Below are 23214 nucleotides of genomic sequence, written 5' to 3' on the forward strand. Positions count from 1 at the left end.
ACGAGCGTGCTCATCTGTATAGCGAGGCGCCGGCCGGACCTTCTGGAGCGAGCCAATGACCATTCATCCGGCCGAGCAGCAGGCGCTCGTCGACGCCGTCCGCAGCCTGCTGGAGAAGCGCGCCGACAGCGCCGCGGTCCGCCGCGCCGACGGCTTCGACGCCGACCTCTGGCGCACCCTGACCGAGCAGATCGGCGTCGCGGCGCTGCCGATCCCCGAGGAGCACGGCGGCGCGGGCGCGAGCATCGTGGAGTCCGCGCTCGTCCTGGAGCAGATCGGCTACCGGCTCGCTCCGGTCCCCCTGCTGAGCAGCCTCATCGCCGCGTACGCCACCGACGATCCGGCGCTGCTGGAGCGGATCGCGAGCGGCGAGGTGTGTGCGGTGGTGGTCTCGGAACCGCTCGTACCCGATGGGGGCGACGCGACGCTCGTCCTGGCCCTGACCGACGACGGCACGGTCCTGCTCGAGGGCGCAACCGCGACCCCGGTGCGAGCGATGGACCCGACGCTCCGCCTCGGCACCGTCGATGTCACCACCGCGACCCGGACCCCCGTCCCCGGCGATCCGCAGGGTGCCCGGGACGCGGCTCTGATCGGCCTGACCGCGCTGGCCGCCGGCTGCGCACGACGGGGCCTCGACATGACGGTCGAGTACGCGAAGCAGCGCGAGCAGTTCGGCCGTCCGATCGGCTCCTTCCAGGCGCTGAAGCACCGGATGGCCGACCTCCTCGTGCTGGTCGAGAGCACCGTCTCCGCCGCCCGCGCGGCGGCTCGCGGCGAGCTCGATCCCCGTGCGGCCGCCGCATACGCCAAGGAGGCCGTCGCCCGCGTGGCGGCCGAGACGATCCAGCTCCACGGCGGCATCGCGATCACCTGGGAGCACGACGCCCAGCTAATGTTCAAGCGCGCGCATGCGCTGGGTCAGCTCTTCGGCCAGGCCCACGAGCTGCGCGGCGAGGCGCTGGCGAGCTACTCCGCGAGCCGGTGATAGGCGGAGCGGAAGAAGAGCAGCGGCAGGTCGCTCTTCCCGTGCTCCATCGCCTGCACGCGCCCGATCACGACGTAGTGGTCGCCGGCCTCGTGCACGGCGTGGATGGTGCAGTCGATCCAGGCCAGGGCGCCCGCGAGGCGCGGCGCGCCGGTCGCCGACGCCGGCTCCCAGGTCACCCCGGCGTACTTGTCGACGCCCTTGGCGGCGAACTGGTTCGACAGCGCCTCCTGGTCGTGCGCCAGCAGGTTGACGGTGAAGTGCCCGGCCGTACGGATGACCGGCCAGGCCCGCGACGTCCTCGCCGGCAGGAACATCACCAGCGGCGGCTCGAGCGAGACCGAGGAGAACGACTGGCAGGTCATCCCGACCGGCCCGGCGCTGGTCATCGCGGTCACCACGGTCACGCCGGAGGCGAACCGGCCGAGCACGTCGCGGAAGTGGCGCGCGTCCTCGGGGTCGACGTGCGCGTCCTCCGCGACGGCGGAGAAGTCGAAGCTGCCGAGGAAGGAGTCGATCAGCTCGCGGGGCGGCCAGGTCGTCGCCGCGTCGGGAGAGACCCCCTCCGGCACGCCCGCACGGCCGCTCACTGGATCACTCATCGGAACCGACTCTAGCGAGGTCACCACAGGCCTCTTACGACTGTCCGAACTCGTGACCCCAGTACGAGACCGCTGTCGATTCACGTGCCACCCAGCGCGCGTCGTCGACGGTGAGCCCGTCGGTGCCGAACTCCACGTCGAAGCCACCCGGCGACTTCACGTAGAACGAGACCATCTCGTCGTTCATGTGCCGCCCGAGCGTGGCCGACAGCGGTGCCTTGTGCTTGCGGACGCGCTCCAGCGCGCGCCCCACGTCGTCGAGCTCGTCGACCTCGAGCATGATGTGGACGCACTTCGACTCGTTCGGCATCGGCAGGAACGCCAGCGAGTGGTGGCGCGGGTTGATCCCCAGGAACCGCAGCCAGACCTTCGAGCCGGGCTCCTTGCCGACGAACTCGCCGGGCATGCTCATCGAGTCGCGCAGCCGGAAGCCGAGCACCTCGGTGTAGAACCGCAGCGCCTCGACGTCGTCGAGCACCGGCAGCACGATGTGGCCCATGCCCTGGTCGGCGGTGACGAATCGGGCGGCGTACGGCGTGACGACCGGGCGACGCTCGTAGGCGATGCCGTGGAAGAGCTCGAAGACGTTGTCCCACGGGTCGCGGAAGCGGATCAGCTCCTGCACGCGCCGCTCGTCGAGCTCGACGCGCGTCCCCTCCTCGAACTCCACGCCCGCCTTGGTCAAGTGCTCACGGGCGTCCTGGAGGGCCTGGTGGTCGGCGAGCTCCCAGCCGACGCAGGCGAGCTCATCGCGATCCGCCGGCACCACCACGAGCCGCGCCCAGACCTGGTCGATGCGGAAGCAGAGCTGGTCCGCGACGGGACCGCGGGTCTCGGCCAGGCCGAGCACCGTGCCGGCGAAGGTCCGCCAGGCCTCGGTGTCGGTCGAGCTCACCCGGACGTAGCCCATCGAGCGGATGTCGATGCTCATGCCAGGCTCCGCTCACGGTGACGGGCCAGGAACGCGGTGGTGATCTCGGCGAACTCCTCGGCCGCCTCGATCTGCGCCCAGTGACCGCAGTTGGGGAAGACGTGCAGCTGCGCCTTGCGGATCAGCTTGAGCGCGGCGAAGGCACCGTCGAGCGGGTTGACCCGGTCCTCGCGGCCCCAGGTCAGCAGGGTGTGGTGCCCCAGGTGGTGCGCCTCGCGCCAGAGCATGCCGTCCTCGGCGGTCTCCGGGTTCCAGAACGACATCCCCATCGAGCGCATCGCCTCTGATGCGCCGGGCGCGGTCGCATCCGCCAGACGCTCGTCGACGAGCTCGTCGGTGACGAGCGACTGATCGACGACCATGGTCGAGATGAACGCCCTGAGCGCCTCACGCGAGGGGCTCATCGAGAAGTCCATCAGCCGCTGCACGCCCTCGGTGGGGTCGGCGTGGAAGAGGTTGAGTGAGAGGCCGCCGGGGCCCATCAGGACCAGCCGGCCGACCCGATCCGGGTACGACAGCGCGAACCGCATCGCCGTCCCGCCGCCGAGCGAGTTGCCGAGCAGGTGGATCCGCTCGATGCCGAGCTCGTCGAGCAGGGCGGCGACATAGTCGGCCGCGAACCGGTAGTAGTTGCCCACCACCGGCGGCTTGTCGGAGCCGCCGAAGCCGGGCTGGTCGATCAGCAGCGTGCGGAAGCTGTCCGCGAAGTGCGGCAGCGCGCGCCCGAAGTTGGACCACGCCGAGGCTCCCGGACCGCCACCGTGCAGCATCACCAGCGGCAGGCCCCCGCCCACGTCGGTCGGGGTCCCGGCCTCGTAGTAGGTGAGGGTCAGGTCGCGTGCCTTGGCGGAGCGCTGGACGTCTGTCTTCTCCATCAGTACATCCCCGGGTCGACGTTGTGCCCGAACTCGGAGGCGCCGTACATCTGCAGCGCCCGCTCGGGGTCGTTGGCGGCGTGCACCCGGCCCGCGTGGGCGTCGCGCCAGGCGCGCTGCAGCGGGGTGCCGTTGGCCAGCGCCCGCCCTCCGGAGGCCTCGAAGAGCGAGTCGATCGCGTCGATCGCGCGCTGGGTGCCGAGCACCTGGTCGCGACGGATCCTCAGCCGCTGGGAGATCGGGATCTTCTCCCCCCGTGCGACGAAGGCCTGCTGCTCGCGGATGTTGTTCATCAGCAGCGCCCAGGCGGCGTCGATCTCGGAGCCGGCGGTGGCGACCCGTACGGCCGCGAACGGGTCGAGCGAGGCCTTCTCGCCGAAGGACGCGCGCACCCGGCCCTGCTGCATCTGGACGTGCTCGGCGTACGCACCGGTGGCCATCCCGATGATCGGCGTGGTGATCGTGGTGGTGAACAGGGAGTGGAACTGCAGCTTGTAGAGATCGCTGGTGTTGACCTCCTGCCCGGGGCCCTTGCAGCGGCCGGTCTCCCCCATCGACAGGGTGAACTCCGCCGGGATGAAGGTCTCGGCGACGACGATGTCGTTGGAGCCGGTGCCGGCGAGCCCGACGACGTTCCACACATCGACGATCTCGTACTTGTCGCGCGGCACGAGGAAGGTGCGGAAGTCGACCATCGCACCCTCGGCGTCGAAGACCAGGCCACCGAGCAGCACCCAGGAGGCGTGCGCGCAGCCCGAGGAGAAGCTCCACCGGCCCGAGAGGGTGAAGCCGCCGTCGGTGACCACGGCCTTGCCCATCGGCGCGTACGAGGAGCTGACCCGCACGGTGTCGTCGTCGCCCCAGACGGCCCGCTGCGCGATGTCGTCGAAGAGGGCGATCTGCCACGGGTGCACACCCAGGACGCTGGAGACCCAGCCGGTCGAGCCGCAGGCCGAGGCGATGTCGCGCACGGCCGCGTAGAAGTCGATCGGGTCGGCCTCCAGGCCGCCGTAGCGGCGCGGCTGGAGCAGCCGGAAGAACCCGGTCTCCTCCAGCTCCTTGACCGACGCCTCCGGCACCGCCCGCAGCCGCTCGGTCTCGTCGGCACGCTCCCGGAAGGTGGGCAGCAGATCTCGTACGCCGGCCAACACCCGCTGCGCCGACTCGTGGGACCCCATGGACTCGCTCATGCCGCCAGACTAGAACAGGTTCTACTTTTCTGCTAGAACCTTCTTCATGGAGTACGACGTCGTCGTGGTCGGTGCCGGTGGCGCCGGCATGACCGCCGCCTTGGCCGCAGCACGCAGGCACGGCCTGAGCACCGTGGTGGTGGAGAAGACCGCCTGGTTCGGAGGGTCAACCTCGCGCTCCGGCGGCGGGGTCTGGGTGCCGGGCAACTACGCGCTGCGCGCCGCCGGGCAGGTCGATCCCGACGACAACGCCCGCGCGAAGGAGTACCTGCAGGCGATCGTCGGCGACGTCGTCCCGCGGGTCAGCCGCGACACGTACATCGACCGCGGGCCCGAGGTGCTCGACTTCGTCCGCGACCAGACGCCGGTGCGCCTGAAGTGGGTGCCGGACTACGCCGACTACCAGCCCGAGCAGCCCGGCGGGCGCGTCGCCGGCCGCAGCTGCGAGCCGGTCCCGATGGACGCGCGCTTCCTCGGTGAGGAGCTCGAGCGCCTCCATCCCCCGTACACGAAGGCGCCGGCCAACCTCATCGTCACCCAGGCCGACTTCCGCAGGATCAGCCTCGGGATGCGCACGGTCCGCGGGCCGCTCACGATGCTCAAGGTCGCCCTCGCCCGCTTCATCGCCGGCATCCGCGGACGCAGGATGTACGCGATGGGCGCGGCCCTGGCGATCGGACTGCGGCAGGGGCTGATCGAGGCGGGCGTGCCCGTCCGGTACGAGAGCGAGCTGGTCGACCTGCTGGTCGACGGTGGCCGCGTGGTCGGGATCATCGTCGTCGGCCCCGACGGCGTGCGTGAGGAGATCCGCGCGCGCCGGGGCGTGATCCTCGGCAGCGGCGGCTTCGAGCGGAACCTGGAGATGCGGGCGAAGCACCAGCCCGCGCCGCAGGACTCCGACTGGACCACGGGCGCGCTGGGCAACACCGGCGGCGGCATCCTGGCGGGGATCGCCGCCGGCGCCGAGACGGCGCTGATGGACGAGGCCTGGTGGGGCCCGACCATCCCGTTGCCCGGGCGTCCGTGGTTCTGCCTGGCCGAGCGCAACCTGCCGGGCTCCTTCATCGTCAACAGCGCCGGTGAGCGGTTCATGAACGAGGCGCTCCCGTACGTGGAGGCGGTGCACGAGATCCAGAAGGGGGAAGCGACCGGGGTCAGCCACGTGCCGGCGTGGCTGGTCTTCGACCAGCGCTACCGCAACCGCTACCTCTTCGCCGGTCTCGGCCCGCGCCAGCCCTTCCCCGGCACGTGGCTCAAGGAGGGCGTGGTGGTGAAGGCCTCCACACTCGCCGGGCTGGCCGAGAGGATCGGTGCTCCAGTCGCCTCCCTCGAGGCGACCGTCGAGCGCTTCAACGGCTTCGCCGCCACCGGCGTCGACGAGGACTTCCACCGCGGCGAGAGCGCGTACGACAAGTACTACTCCGACCCGACGGTGCGACCGAACTGCTCGCTGCACGCCGTCGACCAGGCGCCATTCTACGCGGTCAAGCTCGTCCCCGGTGACCTCGGCACCAAGGGCGGCCTGGTCACCGACGAGCACGCCCGCGTGCTGCGCCCCGACGGCTCGCCCATCGCCGGTCTCTACGCCGCCGGCAACGCCTCCGCCGCGGTGATGGGGCGCACGTACGCCGGCCCCGGGGCGACCATCGGCCCGGCGATGGTCTTCGGCTATCTGGCCGCCGAGGCCATCGCATCCGAAGCAGGCGCCTGATGCCCATCGATCCCTCCGTCGCGATCGGCGCCGCGCTGCCCGACCGGACGTTCTCCTGGTCCTCCAGCGACGTCCTGCTCTACCACCTCGCCATCGGTGCCGGCACACGTCCGGGCGACCACCTCGACGCCACCGCGCTGCGCTACACCTACGACGGCGACCTGCAGGTGCTGCCCAGCTTCGGGGTGGTGGCGCCGAGCCTCCACGAGACCGAGCCGCCCGCGGTCTCCTTCCCCGGCTGCGAGATCGACCTCGCAGCGGTGGTGCACGGCTCGCAGGAGATCCGGGTGCACGCCCCGATCCCGACGGCGGGCACCGCGACCCTGCAGACCCGGATCACCGACATCTGGGACAAGGGCAAGGCCGCGGTGATCTGGCAGGAGGGGACGGCAGTCGACCAGGACGGCGCAGCCCTGTGGACCGTACGGTCCTCGATCTTCGCCCGCGGCGAGGGCGGGTTCGGGGGCGCCCGCGGCGAGTCGACCGCGATCACCGTCCCCGACCAGGCGCCCGATCTCACGGCGACGTATGCCGTGACACCGCAGCAGGCCCTGCTCTACCGGCTGTGCGGCGACCGCAACCCGTTGCACGCCGACCCCGCCTTCGCGCGAAGCGCCGGCTTCCCGGCCCCGATCCTGCACGGCCTGTGCACATGGGGCATCACGCTCCGCGAGGTGACCGACCGGCTGCTCGGTGCCGACGCCGGCCGGGTCAGCGGCTGGCGCGCCCGGTTCGCCGGCGTCGTCTTCCCGAGCGATGCGCTGCAGATCCGCGGCTGGCGCACCGAGGCGGGCGTGGCGGTCGACGTCGCGATCGCCGACGGACCCCGCGCCGGCTCCCCTGTCCTCGCCGACGGGCTCGTACGGGTGGCCCCGTGAGCGCGGAGATCCCCGCCACCGTCGCGATCAGCGACGTCACCGAGTGGTCCGACGAGGTCGACGTCGTGGTCGTCGGCTTCGGCATCGCCGGCGGGTGCGCGGCCCTGGAGGCTGCCCGCGCGAGCGCACGCGTCCTGCTCCTCGAGCGCGCCGCCACCTACGGCGGGACCAGCGCGATGGCCGGCGGGCACTTCTACCTGGGCGGCGGGACGGCGGTGCAGCGCGCGACCGGGATCGAGGACTCGGCCGAGGAGATGGCGAAGTACCTCACCGCCGTCTCCCGCGAGCCCGAGGCGGACAAGATCCGCGCCTACTGCGACGACTCCGTCGAGCACTTCGACTGGCTGGAGGCGCTCGGCTTCGCGTTCGAGCGCTCCTACTACCCGGAGAAGGCCGTCATCCAGCCGGGCACCGAGGGGCTGATGTACACCGGCAACGAGAAGGTCTGGCCCTACCGCGACCTGGCCACGCCGGCGCCGCGCGGGCACAAGGTGCCCGTGCCCGGCGACACCGGCGGGGCGAGGATCGTGCTCGATCGGATCAACGACCGGCTCGCGGAGACCAGCGCGGAGATCCGGTACGAGACCGGCGCGGTCCGCCTCGTCGTCGATGACGCCGGGGACGTCGTGGGCGTCGGCTGGCGCCGCTTCGACGAGCGCGGCTTCATCCGCGCCACGGCCGTGATCCTGACCGCCGGCGGCTTCGTCGGCAACGCCGAGATGGTCGCCGAGCACGTCCCGACCCTGAGCGAGTCGTTGCGCTCGGGCACCTTCTTCCCCCTCGCGTCCACCTACGACGACGGGCTGGGCCTGCGCCTGGGCGCGTCGGTGGGCGGCGCGTGGAAGTTCATGGACCAGCCCTTCCAGACTGCGCCGTTCTACCCGCCGAGCAACCTGCTCAAGGGCATCATCGTCAACCAGCGCGGCGAGCGGTTCGTGGCCGAGGACAGCTATCACTCGCGCACGTCGGCGTTCGTGCTCGAGCAGCCCGCCTCAGGGGCCTACCTCATCGTCGACTCCGACCACGTCGAGCACCCGTCGTTCCCGTTGTGCCCCTTCCTGGACGGCTTCGAGACGGTCGAGGAGATGGCGGCCGGCCTCGAGGTGCCGCTGGACGCGCTGAGCGAGACGCTGCGCTCGTACAACAAGCACGCCGCGGACGGCGAGGACCCGCAGCTCCACAAGGGCACCGAGTGGCTCGCTCCGCAGGACAAGGCTCCCTGGGGTGTGTTCGACCTGCGCCTCGGCAAGGCGATGTACGCCGGCTTCACGATGGGCGGCCTGGCGTGCACCGTCGACGGCCAGGTCCGGCGGGAGGACGGCTCGGTCATCGGCGGGCTCTACGCCGGTGGGGCCTGCGCGGCGAACCTGGCGCAGGACGCGAAGGGGTACGCGTCCGGCCTGCAGCTCGGCGACGGATCGTACTTCGGGCGACGCGCAGGCCGGCACGCCGCCGCGGCGCGGTGACAATGGGTGCGCACAGCGGATACATATCTGTGAGCTTCCTGGGTACTGGTCCCTGTCGGCCCGCACCCCGCGGGCCAGTGGAAGGGAGTCGCCATGCTCATCCTCGGCCTGATCCTGCTGATCCTGGGGGCGGTTCTCCACGTGCCGATCCTGTGGACCATCGGCATCATCCTGATCATCGTGGGCGCGGTCCTGTGGATCGCCGGCTCGGCGGGTCGTCAGATCGGCCCACGCGCGCACTATTGGTGATCGCTCGTCAGAGCACCTGCAATACCGCGAACAGCACGCGGCGGATGATCCGCCGCGTGCTGTTCGTCTGTCCCGGGGACTGTGGCCGGGGCAGGCTCAGTCGGCGAGCGCGGGGTAGTCCGTGTAGCCGGCCTCGCCGCCGCCGTAGAACGTGGCGGGGATCGGCTCGTTGAGCTCGGCACCCGTCCGGAGGCGGAGCGGCAGGTCCGGGTTGGCGATGAACGAGCGGCCGAAGGCAGCCGCGTCGATCAGGTCGGCGTCCAGGAGGCGCTCGGCCTTGGCGAGGTCGTAGGCGCCGGCACCGAAGATCGGGCCGTCGTAGGCCGCGCGGAGCTCCTTGCGGAACGAGTCCTCGAGCTTCGGGCCACCGGCCCAGTCGGGCTCGGAGAGGTGCACGAAGGCCAGTCCGCGCTTCTTGAACTCGGCCGCGAGGAAGAGCGCCATCTCCAGGTCGTCGTCCGCGAGACCGTTGAAGGTGCCCTGCGGTGAGATCCGGATGCCGACCCGGTCGGCGGACCAGGCGTCGATGATCGCGTCGACGGCCTCGAGCACGAAGCGCGCCCGGTTCTCCTGCGAGCCGCCGTACTCGTCGTCGCGCTGGTTGCTCGCCGTGCTGAGGAACTGGTGCAGCAGATAGCCGTGCGCGGCGTGGATCTCGACCAGGTCGAAGCCGGCCTCGCGGGCGTTGCGCGCGGCGCGGGCGTAGTCCTCGACGGTCGCCTTGATCTCCTCGATCGAGAGCGCGCGCGGGGTCGGGCAGTCGACCCGCTGCGGGCTGCCGTCGGCGCCCTTGATCGTCGCGCGGTTCCGGTACGGCAGCGCGGAGGCCGAGACCGGCAGGGCGCCGTCGTGGAAGGACTCGTGCGAGACCCGGCCCACATGCCACAGCTGCGCGGCGATCGTGCCGCCGGCGGCATGGACCGCGTCGGTGATCAGCTTCCAGCCCTCGACCTGCTCGTCGTTGTAGATGCCGGGGGTGTCGAAGTAGCCCTTGCCGATCGGCGAGATCTGGGTGCCCTCCGTGACGATCAGGCCGGCCCCGGCGCGCTGCCGGTAGTACTCGGCCATCAGGGCGTTGGGCACGTCCACGCCGGGCGTGGCGCGCATCCGGGTCAGGGGCGCCATCACCACGCGGTTGCTCAGCTGCACGGCGCCGACGGTCAGGGGCGAGAAGAGGCTCGTCATGGTGTGCTGCAACGGCGAGGGCGGAGGATTGATTCCGCTCGACATGGGGCAGGCTGTCCTCGTGCCCTCCTCCGACGGTTCGACCTGGGACGGTGTCGGACTGCCACCCGCCGCCCGCGAGCGGATCACGCGCAGCGCGGAGTCTCACGTGGCTGGCTCGCTGCTCAGCGTGCCCGACGCGGCCGCACTCGCCGGTGTCGGTTTCTGGCCTGTCGGCGAGGTGATGGGCTGCATCGTGGAGCAGATCTCGTGGACCGGTTGGGGCTGCGGGTACACCTACGGCTGGAGCGACAGCCGGACGGTGACAGCCGGCAGTAGCGGCCGCTGGGCCGGGCTCGGACCGTACGTCGAGGCCCTGTCCCACGGCTGGGAGACCGCCCTACGCCGTCTGGTGGCGGAGGCGACCGCGCTCGGAGCCGACGGCGTCGTCGGCATCACGCTCCAGCAGTCCCACCTCGATGCCCGCACCAGCGAGTTCGTCGCGCTGGGCACGGCGGTACGCGGCGACGGTGGCGCACGGGCCGCCCGTCCCTTCACCACCGACCTGTCCGGCGCCGACGTCAGCAAGCTGCTCCACGCGGGCTGGGTGCCGACCGGAGTGGCGATCGGAATCTCCGCAGGCGTACGTCACGACGACTACCGCACCCAGAACCAGCGGTGGCGCTGGAGCAGCAACGCCGAAATCGACGGCTACACCGACCTGGTCACCTCGATCCGGCACGACGCCCGCCGGCAGTTCGAGCGACGCGCACGCGCCCACGGTGGCGAGTCGGTCCTCGTCTCCTCGATGGGACTACGCGTGTGGGAGAACGAGCCGTCGGACAACCACACCGACCACTACGCGGAGGCGACCTTCATCGGCACCGCCGCCACCCGCTTCCACCGTACGGCCACGGCGCCGACCTCGAGCCTCACCATCCTTCCTCTCACCCGCGCCCAGGAGAACCGTCGATGACCAGCACGGATGCCTCGCTCCCCCGCGATGCGATCAACCGCCTCAACGCGATGCGTGAGGGCGACCACAAGGGTCTGTTCACCTCCGACCTCAGCGTCAATGAGTTCCTCCTCGTCCGCGAGGCGGGGTTCCGGCCCCTCGGTCTGGTGCTCGGCAGCAGCGTCTACCACGTCGGGATCCAGCTGGCCCGGTGGAGCAAGAACCAGGAGATGACGACGCTGTCAGAGGCGATGTACCACGCCCGGGAGCTCGCCATGACGCGGATGGAGGCTGAGGCGGACGCCCTCGGCGCCGACGGCATCGTGGGCGTGCGGCTGATGATCGAGTTCAAGGAGTTCGGCGAGAACATCGCGGAGTTCATCGCGGTCGGCACCGCCGTCAAGGCCGACCCGGACCACCCGCTGGCACCGCCGGGACACTCGTGGCGCAACAACCTGGGCCAGCCGTTCACCTCCGACCTGTCCGGCCAGGACTTCTGGACCCTCCTCCAGTCCGGCTACGCGCCGCTCGGCATGACGATGGGCACCTGCGTCTACCACATCGGGCACCAGCGCTTCTGGCAGGCGATCGGCAACGCCGGCGCCAACGTCGAGATCCCCCAGTTCACCGAGGCGCTGTACGACGCGCGCGAACTGGCGATGGGCCGCATGCAGGCGGAGGCGGAGCGGCTCGACGCCGAGGGCATCGTCGGGGTCCAGTTGCTGAGCCTCCCGCACCGCTGGGGCGGCCACACCACCGAGTTCTTCGCCATCGGCACGGCGGTCCGAGCGCTCCGCGAGGATCACATCATCGCCAAGCCCGCCCTCGTCCTCCCCCTGACCGACTGAGAGACCGACGATGACCGCCCTTCCACCCGACTCCCCCGAGCCCGACGTCGCGATGCTCGCCGCAGCGCTGCGGGCCGACGCCCGCGACGTCGCGACGTACGCCGCAGTGCTCGCGGCCACCCTCGAGGACACGCTTCCACCCGGCACGGTCGAGGTGGAGCACAAACGGTCGATGGGCGACCGGCTCGCGGGGCGCGCCGGGACGGTGGTGCGTCTACGCGCCCGTCTCGACGGCGTGGTGCTCGAGCTCGAGCCTGCTCCCGGCGCAACGCCGAGGACCCGGGTGATCAGCGAGGTCGGCGGCGTGGTCATCTCGCGACGCGAGGTCGGGCTCGAGGAATGGACGCGAACGCTCGCCGAGCGGCTCGCCGAGCAGGCCCGGTCCTCCGAGGCGTCGCGCCTCGCGGTGCAGCGGCTGCTGGGCCTCTAGCAGCTCAGCGCCAGGTCGCCTCGGTGCGCTGGATGAGGTCGTCGACGACGCCCTCGACGCTGCCGAGGCGCTCGTACGCGGCACGCTGCTGGGTGGCGCCGCCGCCGCGCAGCACCCGCTCGATGCCCTTCTCGACGCGCTCGAGGTCACCGGCGGCCTCGAGCGCAGGTCGGACGTGGTCGACCAGCCCGGCGAGCACCTCGCGGGCGGGGGCCAGCTCACGGCGACCGGGGTGGACCAGCGTGCCGGCGAGCCCGACGTGGGATGCGCGCCAGCTGCAGGCGCGCAGCACCTCGGCACGCCAGCGGTCCAGCGGCTCGCCGCGCTCCCAGGCGTCGGCGGCGGTCTGGACGAGCCCGCGGACCAGCGCCGCACACAGCACCGCGTCAGCCGGATCGGTGCACACGTCGAGGACCCGTACCTCGACGGTGGGCTGGCCCTTGGAGAGCCGCGCATCGAAGTAGAGCATCCCGTCGTCGCGGGCGGCGCCGGTCATCTTGAGCAGCCGCGCGGTCTCCTCGTAGCCCTCGACCGTCTCGAACGCCTCGGTCGCCCCGGCACTCGGCCAACGCGTCCAGGACTGGCTGCGCCAGGAGGCGTACGTGGTGTCGCGACCCTCGAAGTAGGGCGAGTTGGCCGAGATCGCCAGCAGCACGGGCAGCCACGGCGTGATGCGGTCGATGATCGCGACGCCCTCCTCGGGCGAGGCGATCGCGGTGTGGACGTGGCAGCCGCAGGTGCTGCCCGTGCGGGCGGTCTCGCCGAACGTGTCGACCATGTCGCGGTAGCGGTCGTTGGGTGAGACCTGCGGCTCCCCGCCGGAGAGCAGCACGGCGCCGGCGGCGACGACCGCGAGCCCGGCCTCGGCAGCAGCGGTGCCGGCCGTGCGCCGGCTCGCGATCAGCTGGCGCTCGATGTCGGCCAGATCTGCGCTCGGATCGGTGCGGGTCTCGATCTGGTGCAGGAAGAGCTCCTGGTCGAGCTCGTCGCTCGCGGCATGCGGGCGCTCCATCCCGTGCTCGTCGCGCAGGGCGTGCTCGCGGTTGGCGCGGACGACCTGGTTCGAGCGCGGGCTGATCGTGCGGGTCTCGGGATCGATGAGGAGCAGCTCCTCCTCCACACCGACCGTGCGTGGGATGTCCATACCCCGCTGTTACCCCGTGGGGCCCTCGGCCAACAGCGCCGGCTCGTCCGGCGGGGCCGGGGTGAGGACCACGTCCTCGATCAGATCGGAGCGCTCGATGTCCCGCTCCACCTCGCGGAAGCGCAGGGCGAGATGCCCCTCGCTGTCATCCCCGAGGAGGTCGACCGCTGCGACGACGAAGAGCCGGCTCGGTCCGACGAACTCGGCGTGCAGATACGTGATCCGCTCGATCTGCGGGTGCCTCAGCATGATTCGCAGCACCTCGCGGTGCATCTGCTCCGGCAGCCCCTGGCCCAGCAGGTAGGCCATGTTGCGTCGCATCAGGAAGACCGCGACCACGGCGAGCAGGATGCCGATCAGGATCGACCCGCAGGCGTCGTACGCGGCCTCGCCGGTGAGCTGGTGCAGACCGATGCCGATCGTCGCGATGACGATGCCGATCAGCGCCGAGGCATCCTCGAAGAAGACCGCCCGCAGCGTCGGGTCGGACGTACGGGAGACGTAGCGCGCCGGGTGGAGGCCGAGCATGCTCGCCTTGCCGTGGACCTGTCTGCTGGCCTGGAAGAACGAGATGCCCTCGAGGACGAGCGCCGCCGCGAGGATCACGTAGTTGGCGGTGAAGTGCCCGCCGCCCTCCTCGGCCGACCGCAGCAGGGCGGTGGCGCCGTGCCAGATCGAGACCACCGCGCCCGCGGAGAAGAGCCCGAACGCGGCGACGAGCGACCAGATGTAGGTCTCCCGGCCGTAGCCGCGCGGGTGCTCGGCGTCCCGCGGCCGCCGGCCTCGACGCTCGGCGATGACGAGGAACACCTCGTTGCCCGTGTCCGACCAGGAGTGAGCGGCCTCCGCGACCATCGCCGCGGAGCCGGTCAGCGCTGCCGCGACGCTCTTGGCGACGGCGAGCAGCGCGTTGGCCCCCAGCGCGATGGCCACGGTGAGCGTGGACTCCCCATTCTCACCGCGCTGATCGCGCGCCTCATCCTCGTAAGCCTCGAGCGACATGCGCTAGCAGTACCCGACGGCGAAGGGGCTCACCTCGGGACGGAACAGGGCGACCACCCCGTCCGCACTCGTACGGAGGTCCGCCAGGGCGAGGCCGAGACCGGCGGCCTCGCGGGCCAGCGTGGAGGCCTGGGCCCGGCTGCCGAGCTGGAGCAGGATCGCACCCCCGAAGACGAGGTGGGGCGCGGCGGCCCGGACGCAGGCCCGGGCCACGTCGAGCCCGTCGGGTGCGCCTGCGATCACCAGGGCGAACCGCTCGTCCTGACCGAGCACACCCGCCGGATCGCCGTGGCGCGCCTCGAGACGGTCACCCAGACCCGCGGCGTCCGCATGGAGGCCCGTGGAGGCGGCTGCCTCTTCTGAGGGGCGCACGTGGACCAGACGACGCCCCGGGTGGTCGCGGACGGCGAAGAGATCGGTCTGCGCCGCGTCGGGGCCGAGGGCGAGCACCGGCCCGATCGGTGGATCCGCGAGGAGTTCCTCGGCCCACACGGACATCAGGTCCCCGAAGGTGATCGTCTGCGTCATCGCTGTCATCCCTCGGTAGGCCGGAGAAGTGCCACCACGCCACCGGAGCCGATCCGGATCTCGGCGAGCGTGAGCGTGCGGAGCTCGTGGGAGAGCGCGTACGCCTGCTCCCGGGACCCCAGCTGGAGCAGGACGGACCCGCCGGGCAGGAGATGGCGCGCCGCGGCGCGGGCGAAGGCCAGTGGCGCCGCCAGGCCGTCGGGCCCGCCGTCGATGGAGCGGGGAGGATCGTCCGGGTAGCGGCGGGTCCGTGCGCTCGCGACCCACGGCGGGTCGGCGATGACCAGAGCGAAGTGCTCGTCGCGCGCGGCCGCGTGGGCCAGATCCACCTGGCGCACCTCTACCCGGTCGGCCAGGCCCGCGGCCTCCGCGTTGGCCCTCGCGAACTCGCACGCAGCGGCGGACTCGTCGACCGCCACCAGGCGTCGCGCCGGATTGCCGAGCCGGTGCAGCGCCAGCAGCCCGATCTGCCCGGCGCCGGCGCCGAGCTCGAGCGCCGGACCCGCCGGCCAGCCGGCGAGCAGCTCGGCAGCCCACTCAGCGTGCATGGTGGTCCACGGGCGCGGCTCCAGCACCCGCTCGTCATAGGCGATGTCCAGATCGCCGAAGGTCATCATCCGTGCCACGTCGCCCTCGTTATCCCGTATGGGCGAATCCAACCGTCGTTCGAATCGACGTCACATCGGAGCCGGGGCACGCTACGTTCGATCCATGGGGATGACAGGGCGGCTGCGTGAGCACGGGGCGCCTGCCTGGGTCTACCGCGGCTATCTCACGGTCGTGATGACAGCGACGGTGGTGCTGCCCTTCGCGCTGGGTGGCGTCGGCCACGTGCCCGCCCGCGGCACCGACCTCGTCACCGGGCTGGTGCTGGTCGCGGTCTCCGTGCTCAACCTCGAGCTCGGCCGCATCGCCGAGGGCGGCGTGGCCGGCAGCCAGCGGCCCCACAAGGCGCTCTCGGCCTGGGCCTTCGCTGCCGCGCTGCTGCTGCCGACGTGGTGGTTGCTGCCGGTGGTGGCCGTGACCTATGCCCACGCATGGTGGCGCGGGCTGCGGGTGCCGATCCTGAAGTGGATCGGATCGGGCGCATATCTCGTGCTGTGCGGCCTCGCGGCCGCGGCGACCTCGACGGCCATCGCCGGACGCGAGATGGACCTGCTGAACGACGCGGGCGCGCCCGGCCTGATCGTCGTGGTGGCCTCGGGGGCGGCGTTCCTCGCCGTCGAGACCGTGCTGTTCCACGCCAGCGCCTATCTCAACCGGCCCGAGAGCGAGGTCTGGCTGCGACAGACCCTGAGCAGCGCGTCCTTCTACCTGACCGAGGCCGCGGTGCTGTCGATGGGCGGCCTGTCGGCGCTGCTGTGGATCGAGGCCCCCTGGGCCCTGGTGCTGCTGATCCCCGTCTTCGCGCTGACCCAGCGCGCGGCGCTGCACGAGCCCCTGCGCGAGCGGGCCGAGCACGACGACAAGACCGGGCTGCTGCGGTTCGAGGCGTGGCGCCGCCTGGTGGCGCTCGAGAGCGATCGGCGCCTACGCCAGCACGAGGCCTGGGGCTTGCTGTTCGTCGACATCGATCACTTCAAGCTGTTCAACGACCGGTGGGGGCACCTGGTGGGTGACGAGGCGCTGATCGGGGTCGCCCGCTGCATCGAGAAGGAGAGCGGGGCGGACGCGATCGTGGGCCGCTTCGGCGGTGAGGAGTTCTGCGTCTTCGTCGCCGGCACCGAGAGGGGCGTCGCCGAGGCCGGCGAGCGGATCAGGGTTGCGGTGTCCCGCATCGAGGAGCCGGGCACGGAGGGATTGACCGTCAGCGTCGGGCTGGCGGTGGTCCGGCCCGGCCAGCAGGTCGAGCTGCACACGGTGCTCGAGCAGGCCGACCGAGCGCTGTACGCCGCGAAGCAGGGCGGTCGCAACGCCACCTCGCTGAGCCTCGTCGGCGAGACGGCCTAGTCGGCCAGGAACCCCAACAGCGCCTCAGCGACCGCCTGCGGCGCCTCCTCCGCCTGGTGGTGCCCGCTCGCGATGACGCGGTGCTGCACCGGTCCGGCCACCCAGGGACCCCAGATCGCGGCCGGGTCACCGTGGATGTCGAGGTCGTCGTCGGCCGACTCGAGCAGGAGCATCGGGCAGGTCACCCGCCGCCCGGCGTCGCGGTCCGCCGCGTCATGCTCGACGTCGACGCCGAGCCCGGCGCGATAGCCCTCCGCCATCGCGTGCACGACCGCCGGATCGCGCAGCGCGGCCCAGACGTCCGCGTGGTTCTCCGGGCCCATCGCCTCGGGTGAGGCGGTGGCGTACCAGGCGTCGGGGTCGCTGTTGATGACGCGCTCCGCGGGCTTGTCGGTCTGCCCGAGGAACCACCAGTGCCACCATGCCCGGGCGAAGCGGGCGTTCGTACGCTCGACGTGCTCGATCAGCGGCAGCGAGTCCATCACGACCAGGCGCTCGATCGTGCCGGGGTGGTCCATCGCGGCCCGGAAGGCGACCGGCCCGCCCCGGTCGTGGCCCACCACGGCGAACCGCTCGTGCCCGAGTGAGGCCATCAGCTCGATGACGTCGCCCGCCATCGCCCGCTTGCTCGCCTGGGCGTGACCGGGGGCGTCCGGCGGGGCGGTGGAGCGGCCGTACCCCCGCAGGTCCGGGCACACCACGGTGTGGTGCGGAGCGAGGCGCGCGGCCACCGCGTGCCAGGTGGTGTGGGTCCGCGGGTGTCCGTGAAGCAGCACCACCGGCGTACCGGTCCCGCCGACGCGATAGCGCACGGTCGTGTCCGGCAGCTCGGCATAGCCGAGGTCGAAGCCCTCGAACATGCGACCGACCCTAGTTCGCGGTGGCCTGACGCGCGCCCCTTGTAACGCGGTGTTACACGATGTTCTGCGGTGCTGCAGCACCGCAGAACAGCCTGTAACACCGCGTTACATGCCCGCTGCGGGTGGAGCTCGGCGAGCCCTAGACCTCCCAGCGGATCTCCGCGACCGGCAGCCGCTCCCGGCTGGTGCCGGCTCCGGCGAGATCGCCGGGCGCGTGCGCCGGGACGCCGATCGCGGCCATCGTGGTGACCTCCCAGGCGTGCGGGATCGCGAACTCGGCGGCCATCGCGTCGCGGTCGAAGGCGCGGAACTGGTGGACCGCCAGGCCGAGCGCGTGCGCCTGGAAGCTGAGGTGGGCCACGGCCTGGCCCAGGTCGTAGCGGGCGAACTCGGAGTACTCCAGATCCGAGTCGTCGACGAGCTGGCGCGAGAGGTTCGCGAGCAGCAGGCTGGCGGTGGGCGCCCATGCTGACGAGCTGCGCGCGAGGTGGCGCGCCATCCGCTGATGGACCTCGTCGCCGCGGACGCCGACCACGAACGCCCACGGCTGGGAGTTGCCCGCTGACGGCGCGCGACCGGCGGCCTCGAGCAGCGCCTCGACCGCGTCACCGCCGATGACGTGGCGCTCGTCGAAGGCGAGCGGGCTGAACCGCTCGCGGGCGAAGTCACTCAGATCGGGACTGCTCACAGCAGGACGAACCCCGGATCAGCGCGCCCCATTCCGGCTCAGCACGAGCCCGCTGGTGGGGACGCCCGTGCCGGCGGTGACGAGCACGTTCTCGACCGCGTCGACCTGGTTGACCGACGAGCCCCGGACCTGACGGACCGCCTCGGCGATGCCGTTCATGCCATGGATGTAGGCCTCGCCCAGCTGTCCCCCATGGGTGTTGATCGGCAGCCGGCCACCGAGCTCGATCGCGCCGTCGGCGATGAAGCCGGGCGCCTCACCGCGACCGCAGAAGCCGAGCTCCTCGAGCTGCATGAGCACGTACGGGGTGAAGTGGTCGTAGAGCACCGCGGTCTGGATCTCCGCCGGCGAGAGCCGCGACTGGCGCCACAGCTCGCGCCCGACCACACCCATCTCGGGGATGCCGACGTCGTCGCGGTAGTAGGACGTCATCACGTACTGGTCGCGGCCGCTCCCCTGGGCCGCCGCCGCGATCACGGCCGGGGGCTGCGCCAGATCGCGCGCCCGCTCGGCCGAGGTGATCACCAGCGCCACCGCCCCGTCGGACTCCTGGCAGCAGTCGAGCAGGTGGAGCGGGTCGGTGATCATCCGGGAGGCCTGGTGCTCTGCCAGCGTGATCGGGCGACCGTAGAAGAACGCGGCCGGGTTGGAGGCGGCGTGGCGCCGGTCCGCGACCGCGACCCGGCCGAAGTCCTCCGACGTCGCGCCGTACTCGTGCATGTAGCGGCGCGCCTGCATCGCCACCGTCGCCGCCGGCGTGCCGAGCCCGAAGGGGTAGGTCCACGCGTTGTCGAGGCCGTTGGTGTTGACCTGCGTGGCCGCGGCGACGGACACCTGGCCGAAGCGTGCGCCGGAGCGCTCGTTGAAGCCGCGGTACGCGACCACGACGTCGGCCACCCCGGTCGCGACCGCCATCGCCGCCTGCTGCACCGTCGCGCAGGCCGCACCGCCGCCGAAGTTGATCCGGCTGAAGAACCGCAGCTCCGGGATGCCGAGCTCGCGCGCCACCGCGATCTCGGACGAGGTGTCCATCGTGAACGTGGTCAGCCCGTCGACGTCGCTCGGCGACAGCCCGCAGTCGGCGAGCGCCGCCTGCACCGCCTCCACCGACAGCTGCAGCTCGGAGCGGCCGGACTCCTTGGAGAACTCGGTGGCACCGATGCCGGCGATCGCGGCAGCGCCGCTCAGCATGCGATCCGCACCGTTCCGGTGACGTGGTCGCCGAGCGAGACCGCGCCGGTGACCGCGATGGTGGCGACGCCGTCCTCGACGGCGGCGACCGAGCCGCTGAAGGTGAGCGTGTCGTACGGGTAGGCCGGTGCGCCGAGCCGGATGGCGATGCCGCGCAGCTCGACGTCCGCACCGGCCCACTCGCTGACATAGCGCTCGCAGAGTGCGGTCGACGTCAGGATGTTGACGAAGATGTCCTGGGAGCCGGCCGCCTGCGCGCGGTCACGGTCGTGGTGCACGTCCTGGAAGTCGCGGGTCGCCAGCGCGGTGGAGACCACCATCGTCGGCGTGATCGGCAGCGCCAGCTCCGGCAGCCGCTCCCCCACGCTCAGCGCCCTCATCGCAGCCGCCAGATCGGCAAGGTCAGCTCACCGTGACCGTCGGCGGCGTCGACCCGGTCGAAGTCGACCTGCAGCCGCTCCCCGATCGCGATCTCCTCGGGCTCGCAGGCCACCTCGCCGACCATCCGGACACCCTCGTCGAGGTCGATCAGCGCGATCACGATCGGCAGCTCCTTGCCCGGGACGGGCGGGTGGTGGTGGACGACGTACGAGAAGACGTGACCGAGGCCCGAGGCCACCACGTGCCCGCGGTCCAGCGCGCCACAGTCCGGGCAGGCGGGGCCGGGTGGGTGACGCAGGGCGCCGCAGGCGTTGCACGACTGGATCCGCAGCTGGCCCCGGGCGGTTCCCTCCCAGAAGTAGGCGCTGTCGCGGTTGACCATCGGCCTGATGACAGAGCTCATGACGCCGCCTCCTCGCGTCGAACGGCCGGGATGAACTTGAGGACCCGGAAGTGCATCGAGGCCACCTTCTCGCTCGCGACGCCCTCCGGCGTGAGCGTGTCGACGTACCAGGTCGAGCGGGAGGTGACGAAGTAGCCCTCGCCCATCCCGGTCCTCTTCGGACCGACCACCGACTCCAGCGCGGTCGTCACCCGGACCTGCTCCCCCACCGTCAGGTACCGCTCGTACGTCTGCTCGCAGTTGGTGCCGAGCACGCCGGTGAGGCCGAGGTCGGTGAGGATGTTCATCATCGCGTGCAGCGGGTCGCGCTCGGGCGCACGGCCGCCGAGACCGTACATCGTCCAGACCTGCGCCATCGACGGCGGCGCCTCGCCGGCGGCGAAGCGCTGGCGCGAGGCCTCCGGGAAGTCCATCGCCTCGAGCCAGTCGTCGATCCGCGGCTGGTTGACCGGGTCGCGGGCCAGCCGTTCGGCGGTCTCGCCCCAACCGATGATCTCGGTGGCGGCGGCCTGCACCGTCGCGTCCACCTCGTCTGTGATGTCGCCCGTCATCGGGGCACCCGCGGCAGCCCGAGACCGAACTGCGCGACGAGCTCGCGCTGCACCTCGTTGACCCCGCCACCGAAGGTGAGCACGAGGTTGCGCTTCACGGTGGCATCCAGCAGCCGCAGCAGCCAGGCCGTCTCCGGGTCGGCCGGATCGCCGTACGTCGAGACGATCCCGAGCAGCTCGCGCCCGAGGCGCTGCACCTCGGCGGAGGCGAAGATCTTGCACGCCGAGGCATCGGCGACCGCCGCGCGACCGGTGGCAGGACGCCCGGCGACCTGCCAGTTGAGCAGCTCGTTGACCCGGAAGGAGGCGGTCGTCGAGGCGAGCACCTCGCGTACGCCCGGGTCGGCCAGGAGCCCGCGCGTCGCGGCCCACTCGAGCACCTGGTCGCGCAGCCCCTCGAGGCGCCCGGCCGGGCCGAGCATGACGCGCTCGTGGTTGAGCTGGGTGGTGATCAGCCGCCAGCCGCCGTTCTCCTCCCCGACGAGCATGTCGGCGGGCACGCGTACGTCGTTGAAGTACGTCGCGTTGACGTGGTGCGAGCCGTCGATGGTGCGGATCGGCGTCCACGAGAAGCCGGGATCGCGGGTGTCGACGATGAGGATGGAGATCCCGGCGTGCTTCGGTGCGGCCGGGTCGGTGCGCACGGCCAGCCAGAGGTAGTCGGCGACGTGGCCTCCGGTGGTCCACAGCTTCTGCCCGTTGACGATCCAGTCCCCGCTCGCGTCCTTGCGCGCCGTCGTCCGCAGGGACGCGAGATCCGTGCCGGCGTCGGGCTCGGAGTAGCCGATCGCGAAGTGCACGTCGCCGGTCAGGATCCGCGGCAGGAACATCTCCTTCTGCTTCTCGGTGCCGAACTCCTGCAGGGTCGGGCCGACCGTCTGGAGGGTGACCGCCGGCAGATGCACGTCGGCGCGCGCGGCCTCGTTGGCGAAGATCGCCTGGTGGATGCCGTCGAGCCCCTTGCCGCCGTACGCGACCGGCCAGCCGACGCCGAGATAGCCGTCGGCGCCCATCTGCTTGATGATCCGGTGGTAGGCCGGGCCGTGCCGGTCGACCAGCAGCTCCTCCTGGTCGGCGTGCGTCATCAGGCCGGAGAAGTACGCGCGTACGTCCGCCTTGAACGCCCGCTGCTCGGCAGTGAGCTCGGCGCCCGCGCCCTCGCCCGCCGTGACCGGCGCGGCCTTGATCGCGGCCAGGCGCCCACCGAGGTGGCGTGTCGCGTCGAGCGCGGCCGAGGTGTACGCACCGAGCGGGTAGGTCTCGTCGACGCCGACGCCGCCGTGGAGGTGGTGGCAGGTCTGGAGCTCGGCGACGATCCGGTCGGTGCACCACAGGGTGGCGATCGCCAGGTCGTCCTGGGCGGGCTCGCCCGCGCTGAGGCGCCGGACCACCTCGTCGATCGCGAGCGCGGTCAGGCGCGAGGTGACGTAGACGTCGGCGATCTGCTGGGCGACGGCCTGGAACTCCGCCAGCCTGCGGCCGAACTGGCTGCGCTCGCCGATGTAGCGGGCCGTCATCGTCAGCGCGCCGGCGAGCAGCCCGTCGAGCGCGATCAGCTCTGCGGCCGCGAGGTGCTGGTGCAGGCGCGTCACGCCGGCGGTCTCCGGGTCGAGGACGGCGAGGGCAGGTGCGTCGTCGAAGACGTACGCCACCTCACCGGTGCCGGCGGAGCCCGGCGTCGGCGTGGCGGTGACGCCCGCGGCGGCCGGGTCGACCAACGCCACCCGTGGACCGTCGGCGGAGGTCGCGGTGACGACCAGCAGGGTCGCGGCGGCGATCGGGACCTGCGGGGACACGACGGCGACCTTGCGCCCGCTCACCAACGCGGTGGTGATCGCGGCGGTCGGTTGATCAGGGAGCGCGGCGCCCGGCTCGGAGACGGCCGGTACGAGCAACAGCTCGCCGGCGATCACCCGCTCGACGACTTCGCGGGGCAGGGCGCCGCCACACGCCGCGAGCACGGCGAGGGTGGGGCCGAGGGGCAGCCCGACGGCACGCCTGGCCGCCTCACGGACCAGGACCGCCGCAGCCGGCAGGCCGAGGCCCTCGCCGCCGGAGGTCTCCGGTGCCGGGAGCGCGAGGAGGCCGCCGTCCGCGAGCGCCGCCCATGCCTTCGCAGGATCGGTGGCGGGGTCGACGCGCGCGAGCACGTCGACGAGCACACCGGCGATCTCGCCCAGGACGTCGCTGGGCACATCACCGTCGGTCTGGTCGCTCACTCGGCCTCCT

Annotated in this window: 24 protein-coding genes and 1 pseudogene; 9 read left to right on the plus strand and 16 right to left on the minus strand. The window is 71.9% G+C overall.

The window, feature by feature from the left end; genetic code table 11:
* Nucleotides 1-55 precede the first annotated feature (55 nt).
* Nucleotides 56-988 carry an acyl-CoA dehydrogenase family protein gene (locus KSO98_RS04330; RefSeq protein WP_225283717.1) on the plus strand — a complete coding sequence of 311 codons (933 nt, stop codon included), beginning with the start codon at nucleotides 56-58 and terminating at the stop codon, nucleotides 986-988.
* On the opposite strand, the gene KSO98_RS04335 is transcribed toward KSO98_RS04330, so the two are convergent.
* The 4 genes from KSO98_RS04335 to hsaA are packed head-to-tail and all read right to left on the minus strand — an operon-like array spanning nucleotide 970 to nucleotide 4586.
* The gene (locus KSO98_RS04335) at nucleotides 970-1590 is read right to left on the minus strand and encodes a flavin reductase family protein (protein ID WP_225283718.1); all 621 of its coding nucleotides are present in this window, start codon (nucleotides 1588-1590) and stop codon (nucleotides 970-972) included. The two genes, KSO98_RS04330 and KSO98_RS04335, sit on opposite strands and share 19 nt — an antisense overlap.
* Before the next feature lie 34 nt (nucleotides 1591-1624).
* Nucleotides 1625-2521 (minus strand): iron-dependent extradiol dioxygenase HsaC, encoded by an 897-nt coding sequence (hsaC, locus tag KSO98_RS04340; protein WP_263642332.1) that lies wholly within the window; start codon nucleotides 2519-2521, stop codon nucleotides 1625-1627.
* Entirely contained in the window at nucleotides 2518-3396 is an 879-nt protein-coding gene (gene hsaD / locus KSO98_RS04345) for a 4,5:9,10-diseco-3-hydroxy-5,9,17-trioxoandrosta-1(10),2-diene-4-oate hydrolase (RefSeq protein ID WP_225283719.1), read from the minus strand. The genes hsaC and hsaD overlap by 4 nt, the downstream gene beginning before the upstream one ends.
* A complete protein-coding gene (hsaA, locus tag KSO98_RS04350; RefSeq protein ID WP_225283721.1) occupies nucleotides 3396-4586 on the minus strand; it encodes a 3-hydroxy-9,10-secoandrosta-1,3,5(10)-triene-9,17-dione monooxygenase oxygenase subunit in 1191 nt (396 codons plus the stop codon). Before hsaA ends, hsaD begins: the two co-directional genes overlap by 1 nt.
* A gap of 34 nt (nucleotides 4587-4620) precedes the next feature.
* Between hsaA and kstD the strand changes: the two are divergent.
* The 4 genes and pseudogenes from kstD to KSO98_RS04370 form a co-directional block, all read left to right on the plus strand.
* Nucleotides 4621-6297 (plus strand): annotated as a pseudogene (gene kstD / locus KSO98_RS04355) (3-oxosteroid 1-dehydrogenase); the annotation flags it as partial.
* Nucleotides 6297-7175, plus strand: a complete 879-nt coding sequence (gene chsH3, locus KSO98_RS04360; RefSeq protein WP_225283725.1) for an enoyl-CoA hydratase ChsH3 — start codon at nucleotides 6297-6299, stop codon at nucleotides 7173-7175. The pseudogene kstD and the gene chsH3, both read left to right, overlap by 1 nt.
* Nucleotides 7172-8641, plus strand: coding sequence for an FAD-binding protein (locus KSO98_RS04365; RefSeq protein ID WP_225283727.1), 1470 nt, complete (start codon nucleotides 7172-7174; stop codon nucleotides 8639-8641). The genes chsH3 and KSO98_RS04365 overlap by 4 nt, the downstream gene beginning before the upstream one ends.
* Nucleotides 8642-8734: 93 nt before the next feature.
* Nucleotides 8735-8890: a DUF6131 family protein gene (locus KSO98_RS04370; protein ID WP_225283729.1), complete on the plus strand. Its 156-nt coding sequence runs from the start codon at nucleotides 8735-8737 to the stop codon at nucleotides 8888-8890.
* Nucleotides 8891-8986: 96 nt separating this feature from the next.
* On the opposite strand, the gene nemA is transcribed toward KSO98_RS04370, so the two are convergent.
* Nucleotides 8987-10075 (minus strand): N-ethylmaleimide reductase, encoded by a 1089-nt coding sequence (gene nemA / locus KSO98_RS04375; RefSeq protein WP_225283731.1) that lies wholly within the window; start codon nucleotides 10073-10075, stop codon nucleotides 8987-8989.
* A gap of 43 nt (nucleotides 10076-10118) precedes the next feature.
* On the opposite strand from nemA, the gene KSO98_RS04380 reads away from it, so the two are divergent.
* Genes KSO98_RS04380 through KSO98_RS04390 form a run of 3 tightly spaced genes read left to right on the plus strand, consistent with a single transcriptional unit; the run spans nucleotide 10119 to nucleotide 12287 of the window.
* Nucleotides 10119-11030 carry a heavy metal-binding domain-containing protein gene (locus tag KSO98_RS04380; RefSeq protein WP_225283733.1) on the plus strand — a complete coding sequence of 304 codons (912 nt, stop codon included), beginning with the start codon at nucleotides 10119-10121 and terminating at the stop codon, nucleotides 11028-11030.
* Nucleotides 11027-11857 carry a heavy metal-binding domain-containing protein gene (locus KSO98_RS04385; RefSeq protein WP_225283735.1) on the plus strand — a complete coding sequence of 277 codons (831 nt, stop codon included), beginning with the start codon at nucleotides 11027-11029 and terminating at the stop codon, nucleotides 11855-11857. Before KSO98_RS04380 ends, KSO98_RS04385 begins: the two co-directional genes overlap by 4 nt.
* A gap of 10 nt (nucleotides 11858-11867) precedes the next feature.
* Nucleotides 11868-12287 carry a hypothetical protein gene (locus KSO98_RS04390; RefSeq protein ID WP_225283737.1) on the plus strand — a complete coding sequence of 140 codons (420 nt, stop codon included), beginning with the start codon at nucleotides 11868-11870 and terminating at the stop codon, nucleotides 12285-12287.
* A 4-nt stretch (nucleotides 12288-12291) separates the two neighbouring features.
* On the opposite strand, the gene KSO98_RS04395 is transcribed toward KSO98_RS04390, so the two are convergent.
* Genes KSO98_RS04395 through KSO98_RS04410 form a run of 4 tightly spaced genes read right to left on the minus strand, consistent with a single transcriptional unit; the run spans nucleotide 12292 to nucleotide 15578 of the window.
* A complete protein-coding gene (locus KSO98_RS04395; RefSeq protein ID WP_225283738.1) occupies nucleotides 12292-13431 on the minus strand; it encodes a carboxylate-amine ligase in 1140 nt (379 codons plus the stop codon).
* Between the two features lie 9 nt (nucleotides 13432-13440).
* Nucleotides 13441-14433 (minus strand): cation diffusion facilitator family transporter, encoded by a 993-nt coding sequence (locus tag KSO98_RS04400; protein WP_225283739.1) that lies wholly within the window; start codon nucleotides 14431-14433, stop codon nucleotides 13441-13443.
* A 3-nt stretch (nucleotides 14434-14436) separates the two neighbouring features.
* Nucleotides 14437-14961, minus strand: coding sequence for a methyltransferase (locus tag KSO98_RS04405; protein ID WP_225283740.1), 525 nt, complete (start codon nucleotides 14959-14961; stop codon nucleotides 14437-14439).
* A 5-nt stretch (nucleotides 14962-14966) separates the two neighbouring features.
* Nucleotides 14967-15578 carry a methyltransferase gene (locus KSO98_RS04410; protein ID WP_225284143.1) on the minus strand — a complete coding sequence of 204 codons (612 nt, stop codon included), beginning with the start codon at nucleotides 15576-15578 and terminating at the stop codon, nucleotides 14967-14969.
* Between the two features lie 94 nt (nucleotides 15579-15672).
* On the opposite strand from KSO98_RS04410, the gene KSO98_RS04415 reads away from it, so the two are divergent.
* Complete coding sequence (locus KSO98_RS04415; RefSeq protein WP_225283741.1) at nucleotides 15673-16911, plus strand: GGDEF domain-containing protein; 1239 nt, start codon at nucleotides 15673-15675, stop codon at nucleotides 16909-16911.
* On the opposite strand, the gene KSO98_RS04420 is transcribed toward KSO98_RS04415, so the two are convergent.
* From KSO98_RS04420 to KSO98_RS04450, 7 genes are all read right to left on the minus strand, one after another.
* On the minus strand, nucleotides 16908-17771 hold the full coding sequence (locus KSO98_RS04420) for an alpha/beta fold hydrolase (RefSeq protein ID WP_225283742.1): 864 nt from the start codon (nucleotides 17769-17771) through the stop codon (nucleotides 16908-16910). The genes KSO98_RS04415 and KSO98_RS04420 overlap by 4 nt on opposite strands.
* 139 nt (nucleotides 17772-17910) lie before the next feature.
* Nucleotides 17911-18459 carry a nitroreductase family protein gene (locus KSO98_RS04425; RefSeq protein WP_225283743.1) on the minus strand — a complete coding sequence of 183 codons (549 nt, stop codon included), beginning with the start codon at nucleotides 18457-18459 and terminating at the stop codon, nucleotides 17911-17913.
* Nucleotides 18460-18477: 18 nt separating this feature from the next.
* Nucleotides 18478-19650, minus strand: a complete 1173-nt coding sequence (locus tag KSO98_RS04430) for a lipid-transfer protein (RefSeq protein ID WP_225283744.1) — start codon at nucleotides 19648-19650, stop codon at nucleotides 18478-18480.
* The gene (locus KSO98_RS04435) at nucleotides 19644-20030 is read right to left on the minus strand and encodes a MaoC family dehydratase (protein WP_225283745.1); all 387 of its coding nucleotides are present in this window, start codon (nucleotides 20028-20030) and stop codon (nucleotides 19644-19646) included. The genes KSO98_RS04430 and KSO98_RS04435 overlap by 7 nt, the downstream gene beginning before the upstream one ends.
* Nucleotides 20027-20434, minus strand: coding sequence for a Zn-ribbon domain-containing OB-fold protein (locus KSO98_RS04440; RefSeq protein ID WP_225283746.1), 408 nt, complete (start codon nucleotides 20432-20434; stop codon nucleotides 20027-20029). The genes KSO98_RS04435 and KSO98_RS04440 overlap by 4 nt, the downstream gene beginning before the upstream one ends.
* A complete protein-coding gene (locus tag KSO98_RS04445; RefSeq protein WP_225283747.1) occupies nucleotides 20431-20985 on the minus strand; it encodes an FAS1-like dehydratase domain-containing protein in 555 nt (184 codons plus the stop codon). Before KSO98_RS04445 ends, KSO98_RS04440 begins: the two co-directional genes overlap by 4 nt.
* Complete coding sequence (locus tag KSO98_RS04450; protein WP_225283748.1) at nucleotides 20982-23204, minus strand: acyl-CoA dehydrogenase family protein; 2223 nt, start codon at nucleotides 23202-23204, stop codon at nucleotides 20982-20984. The genes KSO98_RS04445 and KSO98_RS04450 overlap by 4 nt, the downstream gene beginning before the upstream one ends.
* Nucleotides 23205-23214: the final 10 nt, after the last annotated feature.

This window comes from Nocardioides nematodiphilus (genome assembly GCF_020216525.1).
Classification (GTDB): domain Bacteria; phylum Actinomycetota; class Actinomycetes; order Propionibacteriales; family Nocardioidaceae; genus Nocardioides; species Nocardioides nematodiphilus.

What these genes read in the sequence shown, in the direction of transcription:
- KSO98_RS04435 (WP_225283745.1), bottom strand. Translation starts at nt 20,030, where the DNA reads ATGAGGGCGCTGAGCGTGGGGGAGCGGCTGCCGGAGCTGGCGCTGCCG.
- KSO98_RS04400 (WP_225283739.1), bottom strand. Translation starts at nt 14,433, where the DNA reads ATGTCGCTCGAGGCTTACGAGGATGAGGCGCGCGATCAGCGCGGTGAG.
- KSO98_RS04395 (WP_225283738.1), bottom strand. Translation starts at nt 13,431, where the DNA reads ATGGACATCCCACGCACGGTCGGTGTGGAGGAGGAGCTGCTCCTCATC.
- KSO98_RS04335 (WP_225283718.1), bottom strand. Translation starts at nt 1,590, where the DNA reads ATGAGTGATCCAGTGAGCGGCCGTGCGGGCGTGCCGGAGGGGGTCTCT.
- KSO98_RS04445 (WP_225283747.1), bottom strand. Translation starts at nt 20,985, where the DNA reads ATGACGGGCGACATCACAGACGAGGTGGACGCGACGGTGCAGGCCGCC.
- chsH3 (WP_225283725.1), top strand. Translation starts at nt 6,297, where the DNA reads ATGCCCATCGATCCCTCCGTCGCGATCGGCGCCGCGCTGCCCGACCGG.
- KSO98_RS04430 (WP_225283744.1), bottom strand. Translation starts at nt 19,650, where the DNA reads ATGCTGAGCGGCGCTGCCGCGATCGCCGGCATCGGTGCCACCGAGTTC.
- KSO98_RS04370 (WP_225283729.1), top strand. Translation starts at nt 8,735, where the DNA reads ATGCTCATCCTCGGCCTGATCCTGCTGATCCTGGGGGCGGTTCTCCAC.
- KSO98_RS04380 (WP_225283733.1), top strand. Translation starts at nt 10,119, where the DNA reads ATGGGGCAGGCTGTCCTCGTGCCCTCCTCCGACGGTTCGACCTGGGAC.
- KSO98_RS04390 (WP_225283737.1), top strand. Translation starts at nt 11,868, where the DNA reads ATGACCGCCCTTCCACCCGACTCCCCCGAGCCCGACGTCGCGATGCTC.
- KSO98_RS04385 (WP_225283735.1), top strand. Translation starts at nt 11,027, where the DNA reads ATGACCAGCACGGATGCCTCGCTCCCCCGCGATGCGATCAACCGCCTC.
- KSO98_RS04410 (WP_225284143.1), bottom strand. Translation starts at nt 15,578, where the DNA reads ATGATGACCTTCGGCGATCTGGACATCGCCTATGACGAGCGGGTGCTG.
- hsaA (WP_225283721.1), bottom strand. Translation starts at nt 4,586, where the DNA reads ATGAGCGAGTCCATGGGGTCCCACGAGTCGGCGCAGCGGGTGTTGGCC.
- KSO98_RS04405 (WP_225283740.1), bottom strand. Translation starts at nt 14,961, where the DNA reads ATGACGCAGACGATCACCTTCGGGGACCTGATGTCCGTGTGGGCCGAG.
- KSO98_RS04440 (WP_225283746.1), bottom strand. Translation starts at nt 20,434, where the DNA reads ATGAGCTCTGTCATCAGGCCGATGGTCAACCGCGACAGCGCCTACTTC.
- KSO98_RS04420 (WP_225283742.1), bottom strand. Translation starts at nt 17,771, where the DNA reads ATGTTCGAGGGCTTCGACCTCGGCTATGCCGAGCTGCCGGACACGACC.
- hsaD (WP_225283719.1), bottom strand. Translation starts at nt 3,396, where the DNA reads ATGGAGAAGACAGACGTCCAGCGCTCCGCCAAGGCACGCGACCTGACC.
- KSO98_RS04330 (WP_225283717.1), top strand. Translation starts at nt 56, where the DNA reads ATGACCATTCATCCGGCCGAGCAGCAGGCGCTCGTCGACGCCGTCCGC.
- hsaC (WP_263642332.1), bottom strand. Translation starts at nt 2,521, where the DNA reads ATGAGCATCGACATCCGCTCGATGGGCTACGTCCGGGTGAGCTCGACC.
- nemA (WP_225283731.1), bottom strand. Translation starts at nt 10,075, where the DNA reads ATGACGAGCCTCTTCTCGCCCCTGACCGTCGGCGCCGTGCAGCTGAGC.
- KSO98_RS04415 (WP_225283741.1), top strand. Translation starts at nt 15,673, where the DNA reads ATGGGGATGACAGGGCGGCTGCGTGAGCACGGGGCGCCTGCCTGGGTC.